The organism is Methylobacterium radiodurans (assembly GCF_003173735.1).
In the GTDB taxonomy this organism is placed as follows: domain Bacteria; phylum Pseudomonadota; class Alphaproteobacteria; order Rhizobiales; family Beijerinckiaceae; genus Methylobacterium; species Methylobacterium radiodurans.
Genome location: NZ_CP029551.1, coordinates 2,116,424 through 2,138,392, shown reverse-complemented (window position 1 = coordinate 2,138,392; position 21,969 = coordinate 2,116,424). Strand labels below are relative to the sequence as shown.

The following is a 21,969-nucleotide window of genomic DNA, read 5'->3' as shown; positions in this document are numbered from 1 at the left end:
CCTTTTGTCATCCCATCTCCCCGCAGAGGAGTCTTCTCGATGAGTGCCGGTCTCCATTCCCTCCATCCCTCCGCTCCGGCTTTGGACATCCGCCGCGTCGCCGGGCGCATCGGTGCTGAGATCCGCGGCGTCGCGCTCTCCGGCGACCTCGACGCCGCGACGGTCGCGGCGATCCGGCAGGCGCTGATCCGGCACAAGGTGGTGTTCTTCCGCGATCAGACCCTGGACGAGGCTGGTCACGAAGCCTTCGGGCGGCTTCTCGGAGATCTCATCCCGCACCCGACCGTGCCCTCCCTCGACGGCACGGCGGGAACCCTCGACATCGACGGCAGCCGGGGCGAGCGTGCCAGCTCCTGGCACACCGACGTGACCTTCGTGCCGAACTACCCGGCGATCTCGATCCTCCGCGCGGTGACGCTTCCCGCCTATGGCGGCGATACGCTCTGGGCCAACACGGAAGCGGCCTATGCCGAGTTACCGGAGGCCCTGCGTGATCTCGCGGACCGGCTCTGGGCCGTGCACTCGAACGTCTACGACTACGTGGGCGGACGGGTGAACGCGTCCGATGCCGGACGGCGGCGGTACGACGAGATCTTCACCCGCACCGTCTACGAGACCGAGCACCCATTGGTTCATGTCCATCCGGAAAGTGGCGAGCGCTCGCTGATCGTCGGGCATTTCATCCAAAGGATCCTCGGCCTGACGACCTCGGATTCGCAGCACCTGCTCGCGATCTTCCACGATCACGCGACGCGGCCCGAGAACACCGTCCGTTGGTCCTGGCGCCAGGGTGACGTGGCGATCTGGGACAATCGGGCGACGGTACACCGGGCCGTCGACGATTACGACGACGAGCCCCGCGTGGTGCGGCGAGTGACGATCCGGGGCGTTGCTCCGGTCAGCACGGACGGACGCCGCAGCCGGGCCCGCGAGACGCAGGCGGGCAAGGCTGCCTGAGGCCTGTCCCAGCGCAAGCGCCCCGCGTAGACGCTGCCGCGCGACCGTGGCAGGGCGGGCTCGCCCGTCCTCTCCGACCTGTCGTTCGATGCTCATGGTGAAAACGAAAATTCGTCTATAAATCGTCCGCACGGCAAAATATAATACCTCTTTGTCGGCGAAATGTAATACTTAATCTCATTGACCGCACAGCATTCACAGGTCAAATCTCCATCTCGCTTTTGTGATCGCCATGCGTTGTTGCGGCACGGCGAGGCCAGAGAAAATCGACATGCTTCTGTTGCGACGAAACTTCGTGTCGTATGGGCGGGTCGCCGCACTGATCGGCGGCATCGCGCTGACCGGCTTGCTGGTCGGACCGGCAGCGGCGGTGGAGGGCCGGCTGCGCATCGCCAAGCAGTTCGGCGTCGTCTACCTGCTCCTCAATGTCATTGAGGATCAGAAACTCGTCGAGAAGCACGGCAAGGAAGCTGGTCTCGATATTGCGGTCGAGTACGTTCAGCTCTCCGGCGGCTCGGCCGTCAACGATGCGCTGCTCTCCGGCGCCGTCGATATCGGCGGCGCGGGCGTGGGGCCGCTCTTCACCCTGTGGGACCGCACCCGCGGGCGGCAGGGCGTGAAGGGTGTCGCCTCGCTTGGAAACTTTCCCTACTACCTCGTCAGCAACCGTCCGGGGGTGAAGACCATCGCGGACTTCACCGATGCCGACCGCATTGCCGTGCCGGCGGTCGGCGTATCGGTCCAGTCGCGCATCTTGCAATGGGCGTCGGCCAAGCTCTGGGGCGACAAGGACTTCGCCAAGCTCGACAAGCTGACCGTCGCCATCCCGCACCCCGAGGCGACGGCGGCGATCGTCAAGGGCGGCACTGAGGTGACCGGCCACTTCGCCAATCCGCCCTTTCAAGATCAGGAACTCGCCGAGAACCCGAACGCCCACGTCGTTCTGAACTCCTACGATGTCCAAGGCGGCCCGTCCTCCTCGACGGTGCTGTACGCGACCGAGCGCTTTTACACGGAAAGTCCGAAGACCTACGCGGCCTTCGTCGAGGCCCTTGAAGAGGCGGCAAAGTTCGTCACGGCCAACCCCGAGAAGGCCGCCGACATCTACCTCAAGGCGACGAACAGCAAGCTCGACCGGGAATTACTGCTCAAAGTGATCAGGAACCCGCAGGTCAGCTTCAAGATCGAGCCGCAGAACACCCTCGGCCTCGGCCAGTTCATGCACCGGGTCGGAGCGATCAAGACCGAGCCGAAGAGCCTGTCGGACTACTTCTTTGCCAGTCCGCGTACTGCCACCGGCAGTTGAGCAGGCGCATGACCCTCTCGGAAACAAGCGTCCGCGCCGTGCCGCCGGAGCCGGAGACGGCGGATTGGAGCGGCCCGGCCATGGCGGCTCCCGCCCTGCCAGACCCACTCCTGCGCATCTCGGGCGTCAGCCTCGAATACCGCACTCCGGCGCGGGTCGTGCGCGCCACGCATCGCATCAACCTCGACGTGTACGAAGCGGACCGCTTCGTGTTGCTCGGCCCATCGGGCTGCGGGAAGTCCACCCTGCTCAAGGCGGTGGCGGGTTTCATCCCGCCGGTGGAGGGCGATATCACCCTGGACGGCGTGCCGGTGCGGGGCCCGGGTCCGGACCGCATCGTCGTGTTCCAGGAGTTCGACCAGCTGCCGCCGTGGAAGACGGTTCTGCAGAACGTCACCTTCCCCTTACGCGCCTCCCGCCGCCTCGGCCGGCGCGAGGCCGCCGAGCGGGCGCGCCAAGTCATCGATACGGTCGGCCTCACCCCCTTCGCCGACAGCTATCCGCATCAGCTCTCGGGGGGCATGAAGCAGCGCGTGGCCATCGCCCGGGCGCTCGCCATGCAGCCCCGGGTGCTGCTGATGGACGAACCCTTTGCGGCTCTGGACGCGCTGACCCGGCGGCGGATGCAGGAGGAATTGCTAGCCCTCTGGGAAGAGGTCCGCTTCACCCTGCTGTTCGTGACCCACTCCATCGAGGAGGCGCTGGTCGTCGGGAACCGGGTGGCGCTGCTTTCGCCCCATCCGGGGCGGGTGCGCAGCGAGATTAACAGCCACGCCTTTGATCTCACGAGCCTCGGGAGCCGCGACTTCCAGGCCGCCGCCCTGCGACTCCACGAGCGCCTGTTCGAGGCTGACGGGAGCGCCGCATGACCGCGTTCGCCACGACGTCGCGCGCACTGCCGCCAATCCGCCCAGAGGTCGACCAGGTTCTGCCGCCCTTCGTGGAGGCGCCCGTCATCCGCGCCCTGCCAGTCGGCGCGCGCCTCTGGCAGCAGGGCTGGCTGCGCAAGGCGCTGATCCTCGCGATCCTGGCAGCGGCCTGGGAGGGACTGGCGCGGGTCAAGGACAACGATCTCCTGCTGCCAAGCTTCACCGCGACCCTCTCCGCACTCGCGGAGGGACTGGCCGACGGCGAGCTGATCGAGCGCGTGCGCATTTCCCTCGCCGTGCTGGCACAGGGCTACGCAATCGGCGCTCTCCTCGCCTTCGGGCTGACGACGCTTGCGGTCTCGACGCAGTTCGGCCGCGACCTGCTCTCGACCCTGACAGCGATGTTCAATCCGCTCCCGGCCATCGCGCTGCTGCCGCTGGCGCTGCTCTGGTTCGGGCTCGGCAACGGCAGCCTCGTCTTCGTGCTGGTCCACGCGGTCCTCTGGCCGCTGGCACTCAACACCTTCGCCGGGTTCCAAGGCGTGCCCGAGACCCTGCGGATGACGGGCCGAAATTACGGACTGACCGGGCTAGCCTACGTCTGGCAGATCCTGATCCCGGCGGCACTGCCGGCGATCCTGTCCGGCCTCAAGATCGGCTGGGCCTTTGCATGGCGCACCCTGATCGCCGCCGAACTCGTATTCGGCGCGGCTTCCGGCAAGGGCGGCCTCGGCTGGTACATCTATCAGAACCGCAACGAGCTCTACACCGACCGGGTCTTCGCGGGCCTGCTCGTCGTGATCCTCATTGGCCTCTTCGTGGAGAACGTCGTGTTCGCCACCCTGGAGCGAATGACGGTGCGGCGCTGGGGCGTTGTCCGCTGACTCAGGCATCCGATCCAAGCCCGGCCCCTCTTCTGCAAACTGTCATTCTGATCAGACCGTTCATGACCCAACGCAGCCTGAGCCTTGGTGCGTTCTTCTACGCGACGGGCCACCACATCGCCGGCTGGCGGCATCCGTCGAGCGAGGCGGATGGCGGGATCACCCTCTCACGCTATGTCGACTGGGCGCAGAAGGCGGAAGCCGCCAAGTTCGACCTCGTGTTCCTCGAGGACGGAACCGGCATTCGCGACACCAACCTCCGCTCCAGCGAGCGAACGGCGCGTTCCACTCATTTCGAGCCGGTGACGCTGCTCTCGGCGCTCGCCGCCGTCACCAGCCGGATCGGCCTCGTGGCCACGACCTCCACGAGTTTCAACGAGCCCTACAACGTCGCCCGCCGCTTCGCCTCGCTCGACCATCTGAGTGGCGGCCGGGCGGGCTGGAACCTCGTCACCTCGGCAACCGACGCGGAGGCCGCCAACTTCGGAAACGACCGGATCGCGCAGCATGCCGACCGCTACGAGCGTGCCGAGGAATTCGCCGACGTGGTGCTCGGCCTCTGGAACACCTGGGACGACGACGCGGTGCTGATCGATCGCGCGAGCGGCCAGTTCTCGAAGCCGGACGGCTTCCGGCCGCTGGACCACCGGGGCAAGCATTTCGAGGTCCGCGGCCCCCTCAACATCTCGCGCTCGCCGCAGGGCCAGCCGGTTCTCGTCCAGGCCGGCTCGTCGGGTCCGGGCAAGGACCTCGCGGCCCGCACCGCCGAGATCGTCTTCACGGCCAACCAGACGCTCGACGAGGCCGTGGCGTTCTATGGGGATCTGAAGGCCCGCATGGCCGGTTTCGGCCGCGCGCCCGACGACCTGAAGGTGATGCCGGGGCTGTTCCCGGTGGTCGGGCGCACGGAGGCCGAGGCCCGTGCCAAATTCGAGGAATTGCAGGACCTGATCGATCCGGTGGTCGGGCTGGCGCTGCTGGAGCGTATGATCGGCGGCTTCGATCTCTCCGGCTTCGACCCGGACGGGCCGGTGCCCGAGTTGCCGGAGGCCAACGGCGCCAAATCCCGTCAGCAATTGATGTTCGACCTCGCCCGCCGGGAGGGGTTGAGCCTTCGCCAGCTCTATCTGCGAATCGCCGGGGCACGCGGGCATTCGCAGATCGTGGGGACACCCGCCCAGATCGTCGATGAGATGGAAGCTCGCTTTCGGGCAGGAGGTGCCGACGGGTTCAACATCATGCCGGCGACGTTGCCCGGAGGCCTCGACGACTTCATCGAACTCGTCCTGCCGGAACTGCGGCGCCGTGGCCTGTTCCGGGAGGATTACGAGGGTCGGACGCTACGCGGGCACCTCGGCTCACGCCCGCCGCCCGGTTTCGGCACGGACCGCTAGTCAGGGCTTCGCATCCGGCCTCGGGTCCGAGACGAAGCCGTCCCGGGTTCGGCATCTGGACGGCCGAGAGCGATCGGAAATCGAACACGGCGTCCTCGGGCGCGAGCCCGTTCGGGTGCAGGACGTAGCCCGAGACCGCGTAGACGTCGTCGTCGCTGAGCGATTGCGGGGCGTTCATCGGCATCGCCCGGCGGATATAGCCGAACCGGGTCGGCGCGTAGGTAGGGAACTCATACAACCAATTGCGGTCGCTTGCGTTTTCTTCCTGAGTTTGGGTCTTCCAGCGCAGGAGGATCGCGATGGCACGGCTGTTCTGGCTCTCCGATGAAGCGTAGGGGCGGATCGAACCGCACCTGCCTCACGGCCACGTCAGACGCATGGCCTACGCGTCCGAGGCCTTCCGGCGCGAGGCCGAGGGCGCGGCGTCCGAGGTCGCCGGCACGGTCCGCCTCAGCGTCTCGGACTTCGTCGGCATCGAAGTCGTGCCGCCGATGCTGGCGGCTCTCCGCGAGCGCCACCCGCGCCTCGCGATCGAACTGCTCCTTACCAACGCCAACACCGACCTACCCGGCCAGGAGGCGGACGTGGCGGTGCGCATGGCACGGCCGAGCCAGAACTCGCTCGTGGCGCGCCACGTCGGCAGCATCCCGCTCGGGTTCTTCGCGTCGCCGCCCTACCTCGACCGGAACGGCGTTCCCGAGACCGTCGCGGACCTCACCCGGCACGCCATGGTCGGGCCGGACCGCATGCCGGCCTACGTCGCGATCCTGGACGCCCTGAGCCGCGAGGCGGGTGGGCCGTTGCATGTCGCCCTGCGCAGCGACAGCCATCCTGCGCAACTCGCCGCCGTGAGGGCCGGCCTCGGCATCGGGGTGGTGCAGGTGCCGGTCGGCGAGCGGGACCTCGTGCGCGTGTTTCCGGAGCGCGTGGTGCACGACCTCGACACGTGGATCGTGGCGCACGAGGACGTGCGGCGCAGCGCCCGCATCGACGCCCTGTTCAACCACCTCGTCGAGGCCTTCCAGGCCTACTGCTCCCGGTAGTACGGGGCCGGCCGTCGCATGGTTGGACGCGAGCGGCACCGCGCAGTGCTCCGTCCGGATGCCGGCCTGCCAGACCGCGGACCGCCCTCAACCGCGGGGCCCCGACGACACCAGGAGATCCCGCAACCACGCCTGGGCCGGATGCACGTCCGAGCGCCTGTGCCAAAGCAGGTGGAACTCCACCGGTTCGAGTTCGACGGGGCAGGGCCTAACCGTGAGGCGAAATGCCATGCCCGAGCCAGTCACGACTCCCTCCATCGGCGTAGCGACGAGGTCCGTGCGTGCCACGAGCGCCGGTGCCGCGTACATCTGGGGAAGCACCACCCCGAGCCTTCTGCGAAGTCCCAATTCGGAAAGGGCTTCGTCGACGGCGCCGAACCCATCGCCCTCGGGGGAAACCAGGACGTGCCGGCCTGCGGCGAAGGCCGCCGCGTCGCCGAAACATCCGGCCGCCGGCGAGCCGGACCTGGCGACGCACACGAAGCGCTCGCGGAACAGGGGCCGCGCCAGGATGCGGGCCTCAGTGCCGGGAGACACGCCCACCGCCGCATCGGCCAAGCCTTCGTCCAATAGGCGGACCGCCTCGTTCCTGTTCGTGAAGCCTCGGACGCGTAGGTCCACTCCCGGCGCCGCCGTCGCCAACGCTTCCGCGAGCGCCGGCAACAGGACGTGGGTGGGGTGCTCGGAGAGGGCCAGCGTCTGATGCCGGCGCGCCCGGTCGCGGGCGAACGGCCAGGGCCGTCGCGCGGGCTGTCGCGGGAGCCGGCATCGGGCGAGGGCCGCTTCGACCTGCCCATGGGGCGCCGGCGCCTGACGGGGCTCCTCGCGGCCGTGTCCGGGATAGGCGCCATCGTGCTCGTCGTCGGCGGCGCCTTCCTCGCTCTGGGCGCCCTCGCGATCCTGCGCGACCTCCTGCGCCGCGGCCCGGTCGTCCCGGCGGTGTCGGCGCACGGCAGGGAGCGGCTCTAGGAGCAGTCCGGCGCGTCCGGGATCGCGTCGAACAGCTGCGGTCCGGGCTCGGCACCGGCGCGGACGACGAGGCGCACCGCGACGCGGCAGTCGCCGGCCCGCACGAGGAAGCGCTCGCCATCCGCGCGCTCGACCGCGTCGATGGGGCGGTTCCCGAGGACGCGCGCGGCCGCCTCGACGACGGCCTGGAAGGCGTGCACCCGCGGCCAGGACGGCGGCAGGGCTGCCAGGGCGGCGACCGGCAGGAGCAGGAGAGCGGCCGCCAGCGGCCCGCGCGACGCGGCCATCATGATCCAGTCCTTCAATGCGGGGGCGTGAAGGCGTCGTCGCCCACGAAGATCATGTCGCGGTCGATCGCAGGCGGATCCCCGTGGGAGGCGAAGGCGAAGAACAGGCGCCGCACACGGCCGTCCGGCGCCGTCAGGGTCAGGGTGTGCCGGTCGAAGGCGTAGCGCCCGCCCTCCGGCGCGCGGCGGCCGGAGACGGCGGAGCCGACCCCGCTCGTCGCCCCCGAATTCGTGGCACCCACCGAGCCGCCCCGGCCGTAGGTCCCGTCCGCCCGAAAATCGTAGCGGTTCGAGACGGCGATCATGACGTCGCCGCCCATGGCGGTGTTGCCGCCGCCCGACAGGTTCCGGTAGCTCCGCGCGACCGTCTCCCCCGCACCGGCCGGGAAAGCGCGGAAGAAGCGGCCGTCCTGCAGCTTGTAGGTGTCCGCGCGGCCCCTGACGTCGGTCAGCGTGAACGTGTCGCCGGCCTGCGTCCAGCGGCCGAACCGGCTGGGCTTGGCGACGCGCTCGGCCGGCAGATCGACATCCTCCAGCGCCGCCGCGGCGACCTGGTAGGTGGTGCCGTCGCGCAGCAGGATCAGGGGCTCGAAGCGCATGATCATCATGCCGCCGACCCCGACGCCGTAGGCGGCGCGGAAATACACGCCCTCGACGGTCGCCCAGTTCCCTGGAAAGCGCGGCTCGGCCGGCAACTCGGGCTCGGGCGGTGTCGTGCGGGCGGCCCCCCGGGGCGCCGAGGCGGCGGGCGGCGCCGCGCGCGCCCGGGCGCCCCGCGGCACCAATCCGTCATCGGTCATCGCGAGGGTGCGCAGCGTCGCCGGCGCGAGGAGGTCGCTCGGCAGCGTCGCGAGGAAGCGCGGCAGCGTTCCGGCGCGCTTGGCCGCCTGCCAGCCCGCGTGGTGCAGGACCGCGCGCAGCTTCACCTCCTCGGCGAAGGTCGCGCGCGGGCCGGGCAGCGACAGGGGCGGCTTGGTCGCGAGCGGCACCGCGAACTGGCGGCGGATCGCCCGCAGGGCCGCCGGGCTCGGCTCCATCATCGCGTCGTTGGCGACCATCCACTGGAGGACGATGAAGGCGGCGAGCACATCGCCCGCGTCGGTCTCGCGCAGCGCGGTCCCGGCGAGGAAGCCGCGGAAGATGGCATCGTAGTCGTGCTGCGCAAGTTCCCGGGCAGCCACCGCAGCGCCGAGGGGATCGGCGACCTGCATCCGCCGCACCCGCTCCGCCACCGTGCGGGCGCGCAGCTCGGGCGTGGAGGCGAATGGCAGATCCGACCCCGCCGGATCCGGAGCGTCCGCATCGGACCCCGCCTCGGACGGTCGGGCGTATCCGGGCGCGGCCTCGCGAAGGCTGTCGGGAGCCGGCGCCTGCGCCGCGGCGGCGGCCGGGATCAGCAGGAATCCGAGAAACCCAAGACGTCCGCGCATGCGCGTCTCCCTGTTCAGACGGTCCGATCCGGCCTCAGCGAACCGCGAAGACGGAGGCCGAAGCACCGTGGCGGCGGTCCCAGCCCTCCCAGGCGATGTCGGTCGGTCCCAGAGCGAAATCGACGACCCGCCAGCCGGCTCCGTCCTGACGCAGGAGCGCGGCGTAATCATCCGACGCCAAGTCGGCGGCGGCGCGACCGAGGGGACGGCCGTCGGGCCGCTGCATCCGCGCGAAGAGGAAGGCCCAGGGTCCGTCCCGGTTGAGGGCGTGCACGACGAACCGCACCGGCTGGCCGCGCCGGGCCTCGGCGGGGCCGCGGGCGGCATCGAGGAGGGCGCGCCGCGCCGCGTCCTGCGGCGTCCCGGCCCGGACCTGCGCCGGCTGGTCGCCCCCCTCCCCGCAGGGCCGCCAGATCCGCTGGGCGCCCAGCTCGCCCGGCCGCCCGTGGCACCAGCCCGCGGCGGCGAGCCGGCGGTCGATCGCGTCGCGCCGGTCACAGGCCGCCCGCGTGCGCGGATCGTCGCCGGAGCCCCCGCGGCAGAGGCCGTTGAGCGCCGTCCAGTCCTGCAGAAGCTTCGGGACCGCCTCCGCGCGCGCCGTCAGCGGCGCGGCCGTGATCAGGGCTCCGAAGGCGCCGGCGAGAATCGTCCGCATGGTCAGGCCTCCGACGCAGATCGGAGCACCGCCGGGACCAGAAGCGGCAAGCCCGGCAGCGTGGCGAGGCACAGCGGCGCGACGGCGGGGCGGCGTCACCGCAGCGCCAGGGAGGCGGCGACGCGCTCGATCCCGTCCAGGGCCCGCGTCTGGTCGGGGCCGGCGACGCCGAGGAGGCGCAGGTAGCCGGATTTGGCGAACAGCATCGTCTGGGTCACGCGCAGAGGCCGGCCGGAGCGCGAATCCTTGGCGGTACCCCGGAGGCGAACGACCGTGGCACCGTCGCGGACCGATCGCTCCTCCCCGGTCACGGCGATGTCCTTGATCTGCGGCAGGCCGCCGAGGAGGGCCTTCCGGGCGAGGGCGGCCTCGCCATCGACGGGCACCGCCACCTGCCCCATGGACGGCGTGACGATGGCGAGCGCCTGCGTTCCCTCGGGGTCCACGTCCTTCGGGCCGTCGGTCAGCAGGAGGCCGCTGCCCATGAAGACGCGCACGGGACGCAGTCCCCCGAGATCCCCGACCGTGTAGGGCAGAGCGGCGATCTGGTCGGACAGGCTCGCGGGGGCCCGGAAGCCGATCGTGCGCAGCGCCGCCTCCACCGCCGGTCCCGGCACCTGCGCGTCGGCGGCCTGCGGCACCTGCACGGTCACGAGGCCGGTGCCCGGCGCGCCGCGGACGATCGCGACCCACTTCGTGTAGGTCAGGCTGTTCGCGGCCTGGCTGCCGCGCAGGATGCGTCCCTCGCCGCCCGCGACGGCGAGGGGCTCGCCGGCCCCCCGGGCCTCGAAGCCGGTCGCCCGCAGGGCCTCCGGGGTGAAACGCTCCACGAGTTGCGGGTAGGCCTCCGGCGGCATCTCGGCGATGACGATGGAGGCGCCGGAGCGGTGCTCGAAGCCGGCGAAGGTCCTCGCGGGCGTCATGCCGGGCGGCGGTACGAGGCCGACAGATGCGTTGGCCGGGAAGACCGGCTCGGCGGCGCGGGCGGCGAGCGGCGCCGTCAGCAGCGCGAGGAGCGCGGCGAGCCGTAGGAGGCGGGGCGGGATGAGATGAGCCATCGGCAGTCCCTGACGGAGTCGCGGAGTTCAGCGCGTCGCGATGCGGCGCACGACGATGGTGTTGCCGGAGAACTGGACCTGCCCCGGCGCGCTCATATGGTCGAGCATCAGGCGCAGGTTGCGGGTGAGGCGGGCGGAATCGGAGCGCGTCTCGTACCAGTACTCGGCCGAGGCGCCGCCGGCGCGCACCGGGCGGTGGTGCTCATAGCAGCGGAACGCCGCCATGTACTCCTCGGCCGCCTGCACCTCCTGGGGCGAGAAGCCGTCGAGGCGCACCGTGTAGGCGGTGGGCAGGCCGCCGCAGCCCTCGCCGCCCGCGGCCGGCCCGGCCCCCGTGACCGGGGCGGACGGGGCGGCGTCGCCCGCGGGCGCTCCCGCATCCGGCGCGCGGCGGGGCGCGACGAAGCCGTCGAGCTTGGCGGTGAGCGCGGCGGCGACATCCGCCGCGATCGTCTTCGCCTCGGCGCCGACCCGCTCCAGCAGGCACTCGCGGTCGCAGCCCTGCGGCAGGGGCGGCAATTGCAGGCCCGCGACCTCGAAGGCGCCGAGCGATTGTCCCGTCCGGACATTTAGCAGGCGGCCGGGAATACGCACCTGCGGGCGCACGATGTCCGAGTAGGCCGACTTCGAGGCCGAGGCGTAGATCTGGAAGATCGCCACAACGTCGAGGGGCGGATTCGACACCGCGCGGGCGACCTCGATCAGCTCGGCGTCCCGGCGCCGGACCCGGTTCGGCTGGGTGAAGCCCATGGCGACCGCGGTCTCGTCGTAGACGTTGTAGCCGCGCAGGTTCATCGTCTCCGAGAGTTCGGCGACGACCCGCTGGAAAATGCGGTTGCCCCGCGGCACGGCATCCTCGTCGGCATCCTCGCCCATCACCACGACGTTGGGCTTGGCCTGCGCCTGCGCCGGAGCGGCCGACAGGGCGAAGGCGAGGGCGAGGGCGGCCGACACGGCGGCGGAAAGCGTGCGCATGGGTTAGGCTCCTGTCTCGGGTCGCGGGGATCGGCGGAGGGTCAGTCGGCGCAGGGGAGCGGCGTCGGGGCCGCGTCGAAATCGTCGAGATCGAGGGCGAGGCGGCGCCGGGGATCGGCGAGGCCCGGCCCTGGGCAGCCGGCCTCGGCGAGAACGGGCAGGCTCCAGGCTCCCCGGGAAGCATTGCGGGGGGCTATCAGGCTCACCTCGACCCGGCGGTTGACCCGGGCGAGCGGCGCGTCCGGATCCTTGAGACGTCCGGGACCCCAGCCGTGCACGCGCAGGCGGCCGGGATCGATCCCGTAGGTCGCGACGAGGTGCGCCCGCACCGCCCGGGCCCGGGCCAGCGACAGGCGCCGGTTGTACGACCAGCCCCCGGCCGCATCGGTGTGCCCGGCGATCAGGAACCCGTGGCGGGCGAGTTCGCCCGAGCGCAGCGCCTGACCCAGAGGTTCGAGCTGGATGCGCGCCTCGGGCGTCAACCGGGCGCTGTCGTAGGCGAAGAACACGGTGAGATCGACGGCCCGCGCCGCATCGACCCGGATCGGCACACCCCCGTCGGCGGGCGTGACCGCCAGCGGCCGGGCCGGCGCGCCCGGGTTGCCGTCGGCGAAGGGGGCGAGGGAACGGATGATGGCGGTGGCCGAGGGGTTGGCGGCCCGCGCCTCAGCGGCCTCCGCAGCCGCGTCGCGCGGGGGTGACGAGGCTTCGGGCGAGGCTTCGGACGCCGCGTCCCGCGCGCCGGGCACCTCGGTCAGCGGTTCCGCCCAGGCCGACTGCGCCGCGATCAGGGCGGCGGCCAGGATCAGGGTCGGATGTGGCACGAAACCCATGGGCATGGCTTGGCTCCTCGTACCTGCGGGCCGCGTATCGGGCCCTCCTGATCCGTCCATGGACGCCGCAGACCGGTTTTCGCCGTCGGAATCCGTCACCGGCCGCGCAGGATCGCGTTCATCCCGTCGGTATCGAGGGGACCGCCCGCGGGCGTCTTGGTCACCGGCGTCTTGGTCACGGGCGTCTTGTCCGCGGCGGTGCCGTCGGCGGGCGGAGGGCTTCCGGGCGGGGGCGTGGCCGAGGCTTTGGCGGACGGCCGCGCCTGCGCGGCGACGGCCTCGGCGAGGACCCGGCTCCGCCCGAGGATCGCGGCGAGCCGGGTGGCGGCGTTGAAGCTCGTCGCATCCTTCGGATCGAGCCCGCCTTCCTTGTGGAGGGCGACCCCCGCATCCGCGTCGAACATCAGCGAGCCCGACGAGCCGCCGAGGGTGTCGCAGCGGTGGCGCAGGTCGGGCCCCTCGGCCTGGTCCTTGAGGGCGAAGCAACGGAAACGGCTCATCACCTTCGGCCGGCCCAGCGGGTGGTGGATGACGAGCATCGAGCGGCTGCCCGGCACGGCCTCGGCGGAGAGCCGCACCGACCCGTAGATCCCCGTCGGGTGGCCGGCGACGCGGGCGATGGCGTAGTCGAGGCGCGGGTCGAACTCGACGGGCCGCGGGTCGATCTCGAAGCGCCGGGCGCCTTTCCCGTCGAGCGTCAGGTAATCCATCAGGATCGAGGCCTTGAGCGGCCGGAGGTTGCCCGATTGCGGGAGGCAATGATGGTTCGTCAGCACGTAGTCGCCCGCGATCAGCTCGCCCGTGCAGGAGGCGCCGACCGTCTGGCCGCTCGACTCGTTCCGCAGCACGATGTCGACGCGGCCGATCGGGCGGGCCAGCGCCGCGAGGGCGCTGCTGGGGTCGAGCTCGGCGATGGGCTCGAAGGCGCCCTTGTTCTGGTCGACGTAGGACGCCGCATCGCCGGTCGTCTGGCGCAGGGGCAGCTGCGCCTTGCCGTAATCGGCGGGATCGAAGCCGACGCTCTGCGCGCGCGCGCCCGTCGCCGAGCCGGCCGCGGTGCAGGCTGTCAGCCCCGCGAGCGTGGCGAACGCCGCGCGGCGTCTCCGGTGGCGGGCCTCAATCATCCCTGTCCTCCCCTGATCGTCCCCGGTAGCGGCGCATGCACCCGCGCGACGACGCACTGTTGACGTGACGCCTCATGGACGCTCGAGGGCGTGGGTGATGCGGCGCGCAGCGCCCCCCTCCGAAACCGCCTGGACCGCGTAGACGAGGTTCCGGCGCGCGCCCTCGCGCAGGAAGTACGCTTGGGCGCCGTCGTCGAGCGCGCTCGGCGGCAGCGCCGCCGCGCGCAACTCGGTGCCGACCTCGATCCGACCGCCGGGCACGGCGGGGCGGAAGGCGAGGCCGCACAGCTCCGGCACCAGGCGGGTCGGGCGCAGCCGTCCCTCCGCCGCCTCGGGCACCGGCCGGCGCTCGGGCGGATCGGCTCCGAACGCGACCCGCCGGCAGGAGGAGCGGGCGGGTGCGACGAGTTCCTCCACGCGCAGGACGGGTGCGTGAGCGGCCGGCGCGGGCGCGGCAGAGACGGCGGGCGTGGAGGAGCCCGTCGGTGGTGCGGTCCCGCCCGGCTCGTCCGGGCGCTGGTCCGGGCCGGCCGCGACGGTCACCGGCGGCTCGGCGTCGGGCCGGCGCGCGTAGCCGACCCCGAGCGCGATGCCGGCGAGACCCAGCGCGAGGGCTCCGGCCGCGAGGACAGGGCCGCGTCGCCGCCCGGGCGCCGGGATCGCGGACCGTGCGTCGGCGGCCTCGCGCGTGTCGAGGGCTTCCAGCGCCGCCGCCACGGTCGTCGCCGGCAGGGGGCGAAGCATGCCCGGGGCGCCGAGAGCCTGCAGGATACGCAGAGCCTCCGCCCGCTCCGGCCCCTCGGGCAGCAGCACCGCGCGGACGGCCTGCGGCGCCGAGTCGAGCAGCGCGCGCGATCGCTCGATCTTGTCGAGAAGGGCGTAGTCGCCGGGCACCACCGCGAGATCGAGATCGACCGCGCCCGTCGCCCAGAGCACGAGGTCGGCCTCGCCAGGCTCGGCGACGAGGCGATGCCCCCGCGCCGAGAGGCCGTGCGCCAGGCAGACCGGCACCTCCCAGGAGCGGCCGGCATCGAAGGAGCCGGACAGCCGCAGCTCGTGCGCGACCATCGCCCCCGTGAGGGACGTGAGCGGTCCGCCGGGGGTGGCGAGCCGGGCGTAGTCGCCCGACCAGGGCAGGGGGCGGTAGTCACCCTGCGCGAAGGCGGCCGGGGCCGGCAGTCCGGGGCGGGCTTTGAGCGAGCGGATCACGAGCGGGCCACCCGTGGTCGGCACCACGATCAGGATCGCGGCCGGGCTCATGGGCTCAGGCGCTCACAGCAGGAAGACCGCGGCCGCCGGGTCGCGCAGGAGCTGCCCGAGCCTGTCGGCCTCCGGCACATCCGGGTCCAGGGCGATCACGATCGCGCCCTCGACCGGCGGCGGAAGCGCGAGCCGCACCGCGTCGTCGCCGAGGCTCACCTCCAGTGCCCGGACCGGTCGGTCGCCGCCGCGGATGACCAGGAGCGGCGGCGCGTCGTCGGCGGCGGGCACAACCTCGAGGACGAAGGGTCCGACCCGGCGCGCGGCGAGGTCGCCGTCCGAGGCGGCGACGGCCAGCGGCGCATGCGCCACGGCCTGCCCGGCGAGCAATGTGCGGTAGCGTCGTGCGACGTCGGCGCGCGCAGCCACACATCCCGCTCCTCGTCGGTGGTGAGGATCACCGGCATCGCCTTCGGGTGGACCGCGCCGACTTCGGCGTTCGGCTCGATGGTGAGGAAGGCATAGAGGTTGTCGGTAGTCTCGCCATCCTTGGCCTTGCGGACCGAGGTCCAGCCCTCGACCTTCAATCCGGCAAAGCAAGCCAGCGGCCGCTCCTCACCGAACGCGAACCAGACCGGCACCGCCTTGCCGCTCGCGTCCTTCGTGTTCTCCGAGAATGAGGCGAAGGGTACGAGGCAGCGGTGCTCCGGCTTGAGCCAGCGCCGCCAGTGAGGTGACTTCACGTTCCTTACGTTTGTCACCCCTGGATCGACCTTTCGGCCTTCCAGCGCGAATGCCGGCGACGGCAGGCCCCAGCGCATCATCGACAGGGTACGCTCGCCCTCGCGCAGATAAACGACCGGCGCGGCGGTGTTGGGAAAGATCGCCGGTAGCTCGGGCATGTTGCCCGTCGCGTCGCGCGTCGCCTGGAAAAACGCCCGCAGGGCATCAGGACCCTGCCGGCCGAGACTGTAGAGGTTGCACATTGAACCATCGTCGTCGGGACAGGAGGTGGCTTCAATCCCCCTGACGGCCGACCGTCCGCAGGATCTCTGGGATGGCTGACCGAAGTTTGAAGAAGCCGCGCGTGGCGTGCGGCCATGCAGCCTCGTCCCACGCCCGCCGCACCCGCAGGACGCCGGTCGGCAGGGCTTCGGCACTCGGCCCAACCGGAGCCCAGGCGCTGATCACAGGCAGGCTGTCAGACCAACCCGGCGATATCATCTCGGAGGGGCAGCCGAAGTGCGTGCTCGCCCGCGCCAGCGCATCCTCCATCGCGACGATGTCGGCCGCTCGTACCCGCTCATCTGCGCCCGGCACATGGGCAACGAGGCCGCCGACGCGGATCACCGTCGCGCGTTCCAGCGGTAGGCTCTCCGGGTGCAAGTCATCGAGGTGCAGGAGCAGCGCCACCTTGCCCGCTGGGGTCGGATCCGGCGATGGCAGCGGTTCGAGCCGGGCGACATCGTCCTCGGTCAGCGGTTTCGCTTGCTCGTCGAGGCCATCGGGATCGTAGCGACCATCCGTGTAGCGGCGGATGTTCTCGGCGCGCGCGAGATAGTGCTTACCGCGCGTGTGCAGCCCCGCCACCCAGCGCCAGGAGAGCGTGTTCGAGGCCGGGTCGCCGTCGAGGAGGTGGCGCAGGAAGAACGCCGCGCCGAGTTCCCACGGCAGGCGCAGGGTGAAGATCCAGATCGAGGCGAACCACATCCGGGTGTGGTTGTGCAGCCACCCAACCTCAACCAACTCGCGTGCCCAGTCGTCGAAGCCCTCGATTCCGGTCCGACCCTCGATGGCATTCTCGTAGGTGCGGCGCAGACCGGAGTTGGCCGCAAGCCGCGCCTCACCTTCGGCAACGAGGCGCAGGTAGTCCGTCCAGGTCGTCGGGTGGGTCTCGAGATAGCCCTTGAAGTACGTCCGCCAGAACACTTCCGACACGAACTTCTCGGCCGCCCCGCCGTGCGTCTCCCGGGCAGCAGTTACGACCTCCGCTTCGGTGATGAGCCGGCGGCGCAGGTAAGGCGATAGGGCCGTGGTCGAGGTCTCGGCATCCGATCCGGGATCGCCGTTACGCTCGGCGGCGTAGGTGCGCCCGAGCCGGGGCGTGACAGTGGCGAGGCGGGCGAGCCCGGCGGCGCGGGTCAGGGTGAAACTGCGATCCATGGTCGGGTGACCTAGCACGGATCGCCGATGCCGCCGCCGGCCGCGACGATGAGGCCGGTCGGGTGCGTTACGTCCGCGAAGGCAGGCCACCACCGCGACCGTGCTTGTCCGTGTCGAGTCGTACTCGGCAAGCACGGCCATACTGGTTCGGCCGCCGTGCCCCGACCGGGTGCTGATACCGCCAGGTCTAGGTCAATCGCACGTAGACCTCGTAGACACATGCGTGCTGACCGAAGCGGTGTCGTAGGCGGTCAAGGTCGTAGAGGCCGCGTCGGTGACAGAGGGCACACGCGAGGATGAGGCGGCGTCCACGCAGATCACAGAGCCGTTCCAACTAAAGACCGCCGCCGTCGAGGCGGCCGCGAACGTAGCTGTACGAGATCGGCCGGTCACGACGTAGCGAGCGCCGCTCAGCTTCAGCAAGATCCACGATAGCATCCTTGACGGCGCGCACGAGTGCAGTCCAGGCATTGCCGGTGCTCTTAGCCTAATGGGATCAAGCGGTTCTGTTAAGCGCTCAAAATCCCTCCTCGTTAGGATTGAGCAGGCCGTCTAAAGTGCTGACAGCTTCTGCAAGCCGTGCCTTTGCTTCAGTTACATTGATGATATCCAGTAGATCTTCACGTTCCGCGCAGCGAAGAACAAGCCGAAGTACTTGATCAGAGTGACGCATCAGCGTCACGAGGCACTCACCGCTAGGGCCATTGCGAGCCTGGAACCAATTCTTGACGGTGCGTTCGTTGCAACCGGTGAGTCGCGCGACTTCCTTGACCTTGTGGGGCCTGCTACCGAACTCTGCATCGAGCGCAGCGGCGACCTCTCGCGCGAAAACGGTGGCGTCGAGCATTGTGGACGCCAGCACCTCACTACTGGACCGAAAAGTTCGCGCCTTCATGGATCAGGACATCCCTTCGTTAGCGGGATATGGCTGAGCCACTTTATCACAGACGAGCTGCAATTTCGTGGCAACGACGAGGTGGTCTGAGGAAGATACCGACAGTGCGCCAACTGCCAGGGTACGGGCAGCGCGCTACGTCCGCATGTCTACCGACCACCAACGCTACTCAACCGAGAATCAGGCGGACGCAATCAGTGCATATGCGGCACAGAGAAGCTTCGACATCGTGCGCACTTATGCCGACGAGGGACGAAGCGGTCTCAACATCGCCGGCCGCGAATCCTTAAAGATGCTGCTTGACGATGTCCGCAACGGCCGCGCAGATTTCGACGCGATCCTCGTCTACGACATCAGCCGTTGGGGCCGGTTCCAAGATGCCGACGAGAGCGGGTATTACGAGTTTGTGTGCCGCGAGGCTGGTATCGCGGTCCACTACTGCGCGGAGCCATTCGAGAACGATGGTAGCCCCAGTTCGACGATCATGAAGAGTGTACGAAGGGTCATGGCAGGCGAATTTAGCCGTGATCTTTCGACCAAGGTGTTTGCCGGCCAGTGTCGCCTCGTGTCCCTGGGTTATCGTCAGGGCGGTCCAGCCGGCTACGGATTGCGGCGTCGCCTCATCGACGAGAAGGGTCACACGAAAGCAGAGCTTCGACCGGGGGAGCAGAAAAGTCTTCAGACCGATCGTGTGGTGCTTGTGCCCGGCCCCGAGGAAGAAGTGGAAATGGTACGACGGATCTACCACTTCTTCGTCGAAGAGCGGCGGTCGGAACGTGAGATTGCCGCGATGTTCAATGCGAAAGGCTGGAAAACAAATCTCGGTCGGCCGTGGACGCGAAGTGTCGTCCATCAAATTTTAAGTAACGAGAAGTATGTCGGCAATAATGTCTACAACCGAATTTCCTTCAAGCTGAAGAAGAAGCGGGTGGTGAACCCGCCCGACATGTGGATCAGGGCCGATGGAGCTTTCGAGGCGATCGTCAATCCGGCATCGTTTCACGCCGCCGCCTGCATCTTAGAGGAGCGCGCCCGGCGCTTCTCAGACAACGATATGCTGCGGATGCTGTCCGACCTGTTGGCTTCGCGTGGTCTTCTCTCGGGCCTCATTATCGACGAGATAGAGGAGATGCCATCAGCGGCCAGCTACCGCCATCGCTTCGGCAGCTTGCTCCGCGCTTATCAGCTCGTCGGCTACGCGCCCGATCGCGATTACCGCTTCATCGAGACGAACCGCCACCTCCGCTTGCTGCACCCCGAGATAGTCAGCGAGGTTACACGAGGCATTGAGGACACGGGTGGTGCCGTTGGGATTGATCCGACAACCGACTTGCTGACAGTGCATGGCGAATTGACGGTGTCGATCGTGGTTGTGCGCTGCCATTCAACTCGAGCCGGCACGCTTCGTTGGAAGCTCCGGCTGGATACTGGCCTGCGGCCGGACCTCACCATCGCCGTCAGGCTAGACGCTGACAACCAACGTCCACGCGACTTTTACATCCTGCCGTGGATCGACGTTGGATCCATGGAAACCCTGAGGATGGCCGAGCTGAACGGTCTCCGTCTCGATGCCTACCGGGTGGATGATCTCTCACCTCTCTATCACTTGCTGCGTCGCAGCCCAACGCCGAGGGCTGCATGACAGAAGCCTCAACCGACATCGTCTCAATCCCTATCGCTGCGATCGAGGTACTTAATCCTCGCTTCCGCAACCGGCGCATCTTCGAGGAGCTGGTGGCGAGCATCCGCGCGGTCGGTCTGAAGAAGCCCATCACCGTCACGCAGAAGACGAGTGGGGACGGTTACGAACTGGTCTGCGGACAAGGTCGCATGGAAGCGTTCGTCGCCCTGGGTCAGAAAGAAATACCGGCGGTCGTGATCGAGGCATCGCGCGAAGATTGTTACGTCATGAGTCTTATCGAAAATCTCGCACGCCAGAACCATTCACCGCTGGAACTGATCCGGGAAGTCGGTGCCATGCGCGAACGCGGCTACGATTCTGTGCAGATAGCCGCGAAGATTGGCTTTAGTCCCGAGTATGCATTTTCGATTTGCTTTCTCTTAGATCGTGGTGAAGAGCGCTTGCTAGACGCGGTAGAGCGAGGGGTCATTCCCCATACTATCGCGGTAGAAATCGCGCGTGCAAACGACGCTGGAGTGCAGCGAGCGTTAACCGAAGCCTATGAGAGCAAGGCTTTACCGGGCAAACAGGTACTAGCAATTAGACGAATCGTCGAGGAACGCAATAAAATTGGCAAGTCGGTGAAATCAATCGGCCACCCGCAGAAATCCACGAAGACCACGGCTGCTGCACTGGTGCGTAGCTATCGTCGTGAGATCGACCGACAGAAGCTTATCGTGAAGAAAGCCGAGTTGGCGCAGGGTCGGCTGATCTTTATCGTCAACGCGCTGCGCCGGCTTCTGGAAGAGGAGCACTTCGTTATTCTGCTTCGCGCGGAAGCCATTGGCACTCTACCACAGCCTCTCGCGGAGCGTATCGGCATCAAGGAGGCATGATGGCCGAACAAGTCCACATCGGATTCGAACGACGTGTAGTCATCATTCGGCTTACGGACATCTTGCCCCTCCGCCGGCTTGCGCCGAATGTCGCCCGCTCAAAGCGCTACGCGCGCATCGCGACATCAATCGCGGAAGTGGGGGTCATCGAGCCGCTTCCGATCTCGAAGGCGAATGCAGAAGGAAAGCACCTGCTGCTCGATGGCCATCTCCGCTACTATGTCTTGTGCGAGCGTGGAGAGGAAAGAGTGCGCTGCGTTATCGAGGAGGATGACGAGAGTTTTACCTATAACAAGCGGGTGAATCGACTTGCGACAGTCCAGGAGTACTACATGATTCAGCGGGCACTTGAACGTGGGGCCTCGGCAGAGAAAGTCGCCCGCGCGCTCGGGATGGACGTGAAGTCATTGACGAGACGGCGCACGATGCTTGACGGGATTTCGGCAGAGGTAATCGAGCTGTTAAAGGACCGAACCGTCAGCAAAGCGATATTTGACGCGCTTCGCAAGATGAAGCCGCTACGCCAGTACGAAGCCGCCGACCTCATGATCCAGGCCGGCAACCTAACCACTGGTTATGCTAAGGCCCTGCTCGCTGGCACCAAACAGGGAGATCTCGTTGCACCCGAGAAGCCTAAACGGCTGAACGGACTGTCACCGGAACAGATGGCGCGGATGGAGCGCGAGCTCGAGGTGGTGAGCCGCGACTTCAAGGCGGTGGAGCGGACATTCGGTGATGATGTGCTTCATCTGGTGCTCGCGTCGCGATACGTCAGCCGTCTGATAGCGAACGGCAACGTGGTCGCGTACCTTAGGAAACGACACGGGGACATGTTGGCTGAGCTTCAGACGATCGTAGCCGCTGCGTCGCTATAACAGTTACCGGCGGCAGAGCTTAAACAAATTTAAGCATTGTTTACGTAACGGCAGCGGGCGGAATCGGCCAAACGGTGGCGGATCCTTGTGCGTTCGAACGCATATGCCGAAATCATCGACTTTTGTTCGAATAAATTATGGCCAAGTATTCACTTTTGAGATCTGGCGAGCGCCACTCCAGCGACAGATGAAGGCGCATCGCATAACTTCAGCTTGCGGGCAGCGGATCAACTTCGGCATCCCACCTTCAGCGGGAGTTGCGCAGACTGTCACAGCGCAGCTTCCTGCCAGAAAATCCCCAGGACGCATACTCTTTGCACGACGCTGCGCGGCATCCACGCCAACTACCATGACCAGCGATCTATTAGCTGAGGTTGACATTAGGATTCAAATCCTGATACAAGGTTGCGTCGCTGGCGCTGCCACGACCGTCAGGATGCCGCTCATGCCGCCACTGCACCGACCCCAGCGAACAGCCCGATCAGCACGGCGGCGGCCGAGCGCATCCTCCCCCTCACAAGGCGGCCTCCGGGCC

23 protein-coding genes and 1 pseudogene are annotated in these 21,969 nt (G+C 68.5%); 10 read left to right on the top strand and 14 right to left on the bottom strand.

The window, feature by feature from the left end; all coding sequences use genetic code 11:
- Nucleotides 1-39: 39 nt before the first annotated feature.
- From DK427_RS09770 to DK427_RS09750, 5 genes are all read left to right on the top strand, one after another.
- Entirely contained in the window at nucleotides 40-957 is a 918-nt protein-coding gene (locus DK427_RS09770; RefSeq protein ID WP_109951092.1) for a TauD/TfdA dioxygenase family protein, read from the top strand.
- 271 nt (nucleotides 958-1,228) lie between these two features.
- Entirely contained in the window at nucleotides 1,229-2,263 is a 1,035-nt protein-coding gene (locus DK427_RS09765; RefSeq protein WP_204165297.1) for an ABC transporter substrate-binding protein, read from the top strand.
- Nucleotides 2,264-2,343: 80 nt separating this feature from the next.
- Nucleotides 2,344-3,132 (top strand): ABC transporter ATP-binding protein, encoded by a 789-nt coding sequence (locus tag DK427_RS09760; protein ID WP_245930993.1) that lies wholly within the window; start codon nucleotides 2,344-2,346, stop codon nucleotides 3,130-3,132.
- On the top strand, nucleotides 3,129-4,016 hold the full coding sequence (locus tag DK427_RS09755) for an ABC transporter permease (protein WP_109951090.1): 888 nt from the start codon (nucleotides 3,129-3,131) through the stop codon (nucleotides 4,014-4,016). Before DK427_RS09760 ends, DK427_RS09755 begins: the two co-directional genes overlap by 4 nt.
- A 62-nt stretch (nucleotides 4,017-4,078) precedes the next feature.
- Nucleotides 4,079-5,410, top strand: coding sequence for an LLM class flavin-dependent oxidoreductase (locus DK427_RS09750; RefSeq protein WP_109951089.1), 1,332 nt, complete (start codon nucleotides 4,079-4,081; stop codon nucleotides 5,408-5,410).
- On the opposite strand, the pseudogene DK427_RS27075 reads toward DK427_RS09750, so the two are convergent.
- Nucleotides 5,411-5,639, bottom strand: a pseudogene (locus DK427_RS27075) (c-type cytochrome); the annotation flags it as partial. It lies immediately after the preceding gene.
- 148 nt (nucleotides 5,640-5,787) lie between these two features.
- Here DK427_RS27075 and DK427_RS09740 point away from each other — a divergent pair.
- Nucleotides 5,788-6,453, top strand: coding sequence for a LysR substrate-binding domain-containing protein (locus DK427_RS09740; protein ID WP_245930867.1), 666 nt, complete (start codon nucleotides 5,788-5,790; stop codon nucleotides 6,451-6,453).
- 87 nt (nucleotides 6,454-6,540) lie between these two features.
- Here the strand turns inward: DK427_RS09740 and DK427_RS09735 are convergent, their stop codons facing one another.
- Nucleotides 6,541-7,116 (bottom strand): LysR substrate-binding domain-containing protein, encoded by a 576-nt coding sequence (locus DK427_RS09735; protein ID WP_245930866.1) that lies wholly within the window; start codon nucleotides 7,114-7,116, stop codon nucleotides 6,541-6,543.
- Between the two features lie 39 nt (nucleotides 7,117-7,155).
- On the opposite strand from DK427_RS09735, the gene DK427_RS27070 reads away from it, so the two are divergent.
- Nucleotides 7,156-7,422 (top strand): hypothetical protein, encoded by a 267-nt coding sequence (locus DK427_RS27070; RefSeq protein ID WP_245930865.1) that lies wholly within the window; start codon nucleotides 7,156-7,158, stop codon nucleotides 7,420-7,422.
- Here the strand turns inward: DK427_RS27070 and DK427_RS09730 are convergent.
- From DK427_RS09730 to DK427_RS26250, 12 genes are all read right to left on the bottom strand, one after another.
- On the bottom strand, nucleotides 7,419-7,712 hold the full coding sequence (locus DK427_RS09730) for a hypothetical protein (protein WP_109954086.1): 294 nt from the start codon (nucleotides 7,710-7,712) through the stop codon (nucleotides 7,419-7,421). The two genes, DK427_RS27070 and DK427_RS09730, sit on opposite strands and share 4 nt — an antisense overlap.
- A gap of 11 nt (nucleotides 7,713-7,723) precedes the next feature.
- Nucleotides 7,724-9,139, bottom strand: coding sequence for a hypothetical protein (locus DK427_RS09725; RefSeq protein ID WP_245930864.1), 1,416 nt, complete (start codon nucleotides 9,137-9,139; stop codon nucleotides 7,724-7,726).
- 34 nt (nucleotides 9,140-9,173) lie between these two features.
- Entirely contained in the window at nucleotides 9,174-9,794 is a 621-nt protein-coding gene (locus DK427_RS09720; RefSeq protein WP_109951087.1) for a hypothetical protein, read from the bottom strand.
- Nucleotides 9,795-9,889: 95 nt separating this feature from the next.
- Nucleotides 9,890-10,852: a hypothetical protein gene (locus DK427_RS09715; RefSeq protein ID WP_109951086.1), complete on the bottom strand. Its 963-nt coding sequence runs from the start codon at nucleotides 10,850-10,852 to the stop codon at nucleotides 9,890-9,892.
- Nucleotides 10,853-10,879: 27 nt separating this feature from the next.
- On the bottom strand, nucleotides 10,880-11,827 hold the full coding sequence (locus tag DK427_RS09710; protein ID WP_109951085.1) for a hypothetical protein: 948 nt from the start codon (nucleotides 11,825-11,827) through the stop codon (nucleotides 10,880-10,882).
- A gap of 41 nt (nucleotides 11,828-11,868) precedes the next feature.
- The gene (locus DK427_RS09705) at nucleotides 11,869-12,666 is read right to left on the bottom strand and encodes an OmpA family protein (RefSeq protein ID WP_109951084.1); all 798 of its coding nucleotides are present in this window, start codon (nucleotides 12,664-12,666) and stop codon (nucleotides 11,869-11,871) included.
- A gap of 89 nt (nucleotides 12,667-12,755) precedes the next feature.
- On the bottom strand, nucleotides 12,756-13,784 hold the full coding sequence (locus tag DK427_RS09700) for a trypsin-like serine peptidase (RefSeq protein WP_109951083.1): 1,029 nt from the start codon (nucleotides 13,782-13,784) through the stop codon (nucleotides 12,756-12,758).
- Nucleotides 13,785-13,856: 72 nt separating this feature from the next.
- Nucleotides 13,857-15,044, bottom strand: coding sequence for a hypothetical protein (locus DK427_RS09695; RefSeq protein ID WP_109951082.1), 1,188 nt, complete (start codon nucleotides 15,042-15,044; stop codon nucleotides 13,857-13,859).
- A 12-nt stretch (nucleotides 15,045-15,056) separates the two neighbouring features.
- The gene (locus DK427_RS09690; protein WP_162559763.1) at nucleotides 15,057-15,203 is read right to left on the bottom strand and encodes a hypothetical protein; all 147 of its coding nucleotides are present in this window, start codon (nucleotides 15,201-15,203) and stop codon (nucleotides 15,057-15,059) included.
- The gene (locus DK427_RS09685; protein ID WP_109951080.1) at nucleotides 15,200-15,970 is read right to left on the bottom strand and encodes an SOS response-associated peptidase; all 771 of its coding nucleotides are present in this window, start codon (nucleotides 15,968-15,970) and stop codon (nucleotides 15,200-15,202) included. Before DK427_RS09685 ends, DK427_RS09690 begins: the two co-directional genes overlap by 4 nt.
- 31 nt (nucleotides 15,971-16,001) lie before the next feature.
- Nucleotides 16,002-17,288, bottom strand: coding sequence for an FAD-binding domain-containing protein (locus DK427_RS09680; protein WP_245930863.1), 1,287 nt, complete (start codon nucleotides 17,286-17,288; stop codon nucleotides 16,002-16,004).
- Nucleotides 17,289-17,664: 376 nt separating this feature from the next.
- Entirely contained in the window at nucleotides 17,665-17,994 is a 330-nt protein-coding gene (locus DK427_RS26250; RefSeq protein WP_162559762.1) for a homeobox domain-containing protein, read from the bottom strand.
- Nucleotides 17,995-18,109: 115 nt separating this feature from the next.
- Between DK427_RS26250 and DK427_RS09670 the strand changes: the two genes are divergently transcribed.
- The 3 genes from DK427_RS09670 to DK427_RS09660 are packed head-to-tail and all read left to right on the top strand — an operon-like array spanning nucleotide 18,110 to nucleotide 21,434.
- Nucleotides 18,110-19,684 (top strand): recombinase family protein, encoded by a 1,575-nt coding sequence (locus DK427_RS09670; protein WP_281276984.1) that lies wholly within the window; start codon nucleotides 18,110-18,112, stop codon nucleotides 19,682-19,684.
- On the top strand, nucleotides 19,681-20,559 hold the full coding sequence (locus DK427_RS09665) for a plasmid partitioning protein RepB C-terminal domain-containing protein (protein ID WP_109951077.1): 879 nt from the start codon (nucleotides 19,681-19,683) through the stop codon (nucleotides 20,557-20,559). Before DK427_RS09670 ends, DK427_RS09665 begins: the two co-directional genes overlap by 4 nt.
- Complete coding sequence (locus DK427_RS09660; RefSeq protein ID WP_245930862.1) at nucleotides 20,556-21,434, top strand: plasmid partitioning protein RepB C-terminal domain-containing protein; 879 nt, start codon at nucleotides 20,556-20,558, stop codon at nucleotides 21,432-21,434. The genes DK427_RS09665 and DK427_RS09660 overlap by 4 nt, the downstream gene beginning before the upstream one ends.
- Nucleotides 21,435-21,969 lie beyond the last annotated feature (535 nt).

What these genes read in the sequence shown, in the direction of transcription:
- DK427_RS09680 (WP_245930863.1), bottom strand. Translation starts at nt 17,288, where the DNA reads ATGGCCGTGCTTGCCGAGTACGACTCGACACGGACAAGCACGGTCGCG.
- DK427_RS09685 (WP_109951080.1), bottom strand. Translation starts at nt 15,970, where the DNA reads ATGTGCAACCTCTACAGTCTCGGCCGGCAGGGTCCTGATGCCCTGCGG.
- DK427_RS09730 (WP_109954086.1), bottom strand. Translation starts at nt 7,712, where the DNA reads ATGATGGCCGCGTCGCGCGGGCCGCTGGCGGCCGCTCTCCTGCTCCTG.
- DK427_RS09750 (WP_109951089.1), top strand. Translation starts at nt 4,079, where the DNA reads ATGACCCAACGCAGCCTGAGCCTTGGTGCGTTCTTCTACGCGACGGGC.
- DK427_RS09700 (WP_109951083.1), bottom strand. Translation starts at nt 13,784, where the DNA reads ATGATTGAGGCCCGCCACCGGAGACGCCGCGCGGCGTTCGCCACGCTC.
- DK427_RS09660 (WP_245930862.1), top strand. Translation starts at nt 20,556, where the DNA reads ATGATGGCCGAACAAGTCCACATCGGATTCGAACGACGTGTAGTCATC.
- DK427_RS09760 (WP_245930993.1), top strand. Translation starts at nt 2,344, where the DNA reads ATGGCGGCTCCCGCCCTGCCAGACCCACTCCTGCGCATCTCGGGCGTC.
- DK427_RS09755 (WP_109951090.1), top strand. Translation starts at nt 3,129, where the DNA reads ATGACCGCGTTCGCCACGACGTCGCGCGCACTGCCGCCAATCCGCCCA.
- DK427_RS09765 (WP_204165297.1), top strand. Translation starts at nt 1,229, where the DNA reads ATGCTTCTGTTGCGACGAAACTTCGTGTCGTATGGGCGGGTCGCCGCA.
- DK427_RS27070 (WP_245930865.1), top strand. Translation starts at nt 7,156, where the DNA reads ATGCCGGCGCGCCCGGTCGCGGGCGAACGGCCAGGGCCGTCGCGCGGG.
- DK427_RS09770 (WP_109951092.1), top strand. Translation starts at nt 40, where the DNA reads ATGAGTGCCGGTCTCCATTCCCTCCATCCCTCCGCTCCGGCTTTGGAC.
- DK427_RS09715 (WP_109951086.1), bottom strand. Translation starts at nt 10,852, where the DNA reads ATGGCTCATCTCATCCCGCCCCGCCTCCTACGGCTCGCCGCGCTCCTC.
- DK427_RS09720 (WP_109951087.1), bottom strand. Translation starts at nt 9,794, where the DNA reads ATGCGGACGATTCTCGCCGGCGCCTTCGGAGCCCTGATCACGGCCGCG.
- DK427_RS09705 (WP_109951084.1), bottom strand. Translation starts at nt 12,666, where the DNA reads ATGCCCATGGGTTTCGTGCCACATCCGACCCTGATCCTGGCCGCCGCC.
- DK427_RS09695 (WP_109951082.1), bottom strand. Translation starts at nt 15,044, where the DNA reads ATGAGCCCGGCCGCGATCCTGATCGTGGTGCCGACCACGGGTGGCCCG.
- DK427_RS09725 (WP_245930864.1), bottom strand. Translation starts at nt 9,139, where the DNA reads ATGCGCGGACGTCTTGGGTTTCTCGGATTCCTGCTGATCCCGGCCGCC.
- DK427_RS09740 (WP_245930867.1), top strand. Translation starts at nt 5,788, where the DNA reads ATGGCCTACGCGTCCGAGGCCTTCCGGCGCGAGGCCGAGGGCGCGGCG.
- DK427_RS09665 (WP_109951077.1), top strand. Translation starts at nt 19,681, where the DNA reads ATGACAGAAGCCTCAACCGACATCGTCTCAATCCCTATCGCTGCGATC.
- DK427_RS09710 (WP_109951085.1), bottom strand. Translation starts at nt 11,827, where the DNA reads ATGCGCACGCTTTCCGCCGCCGTGTCGGCCGCCCTCGCCCTCGCCTTC.
- DK427_RS26250 (WP_162559762.1), bottom strand. Translation starts at nt 17,994, where the DNA reads ATGCTCGACGCCACCGTTTTCGCGCGAGAGGTCGCCGCTGCGCTCGAT.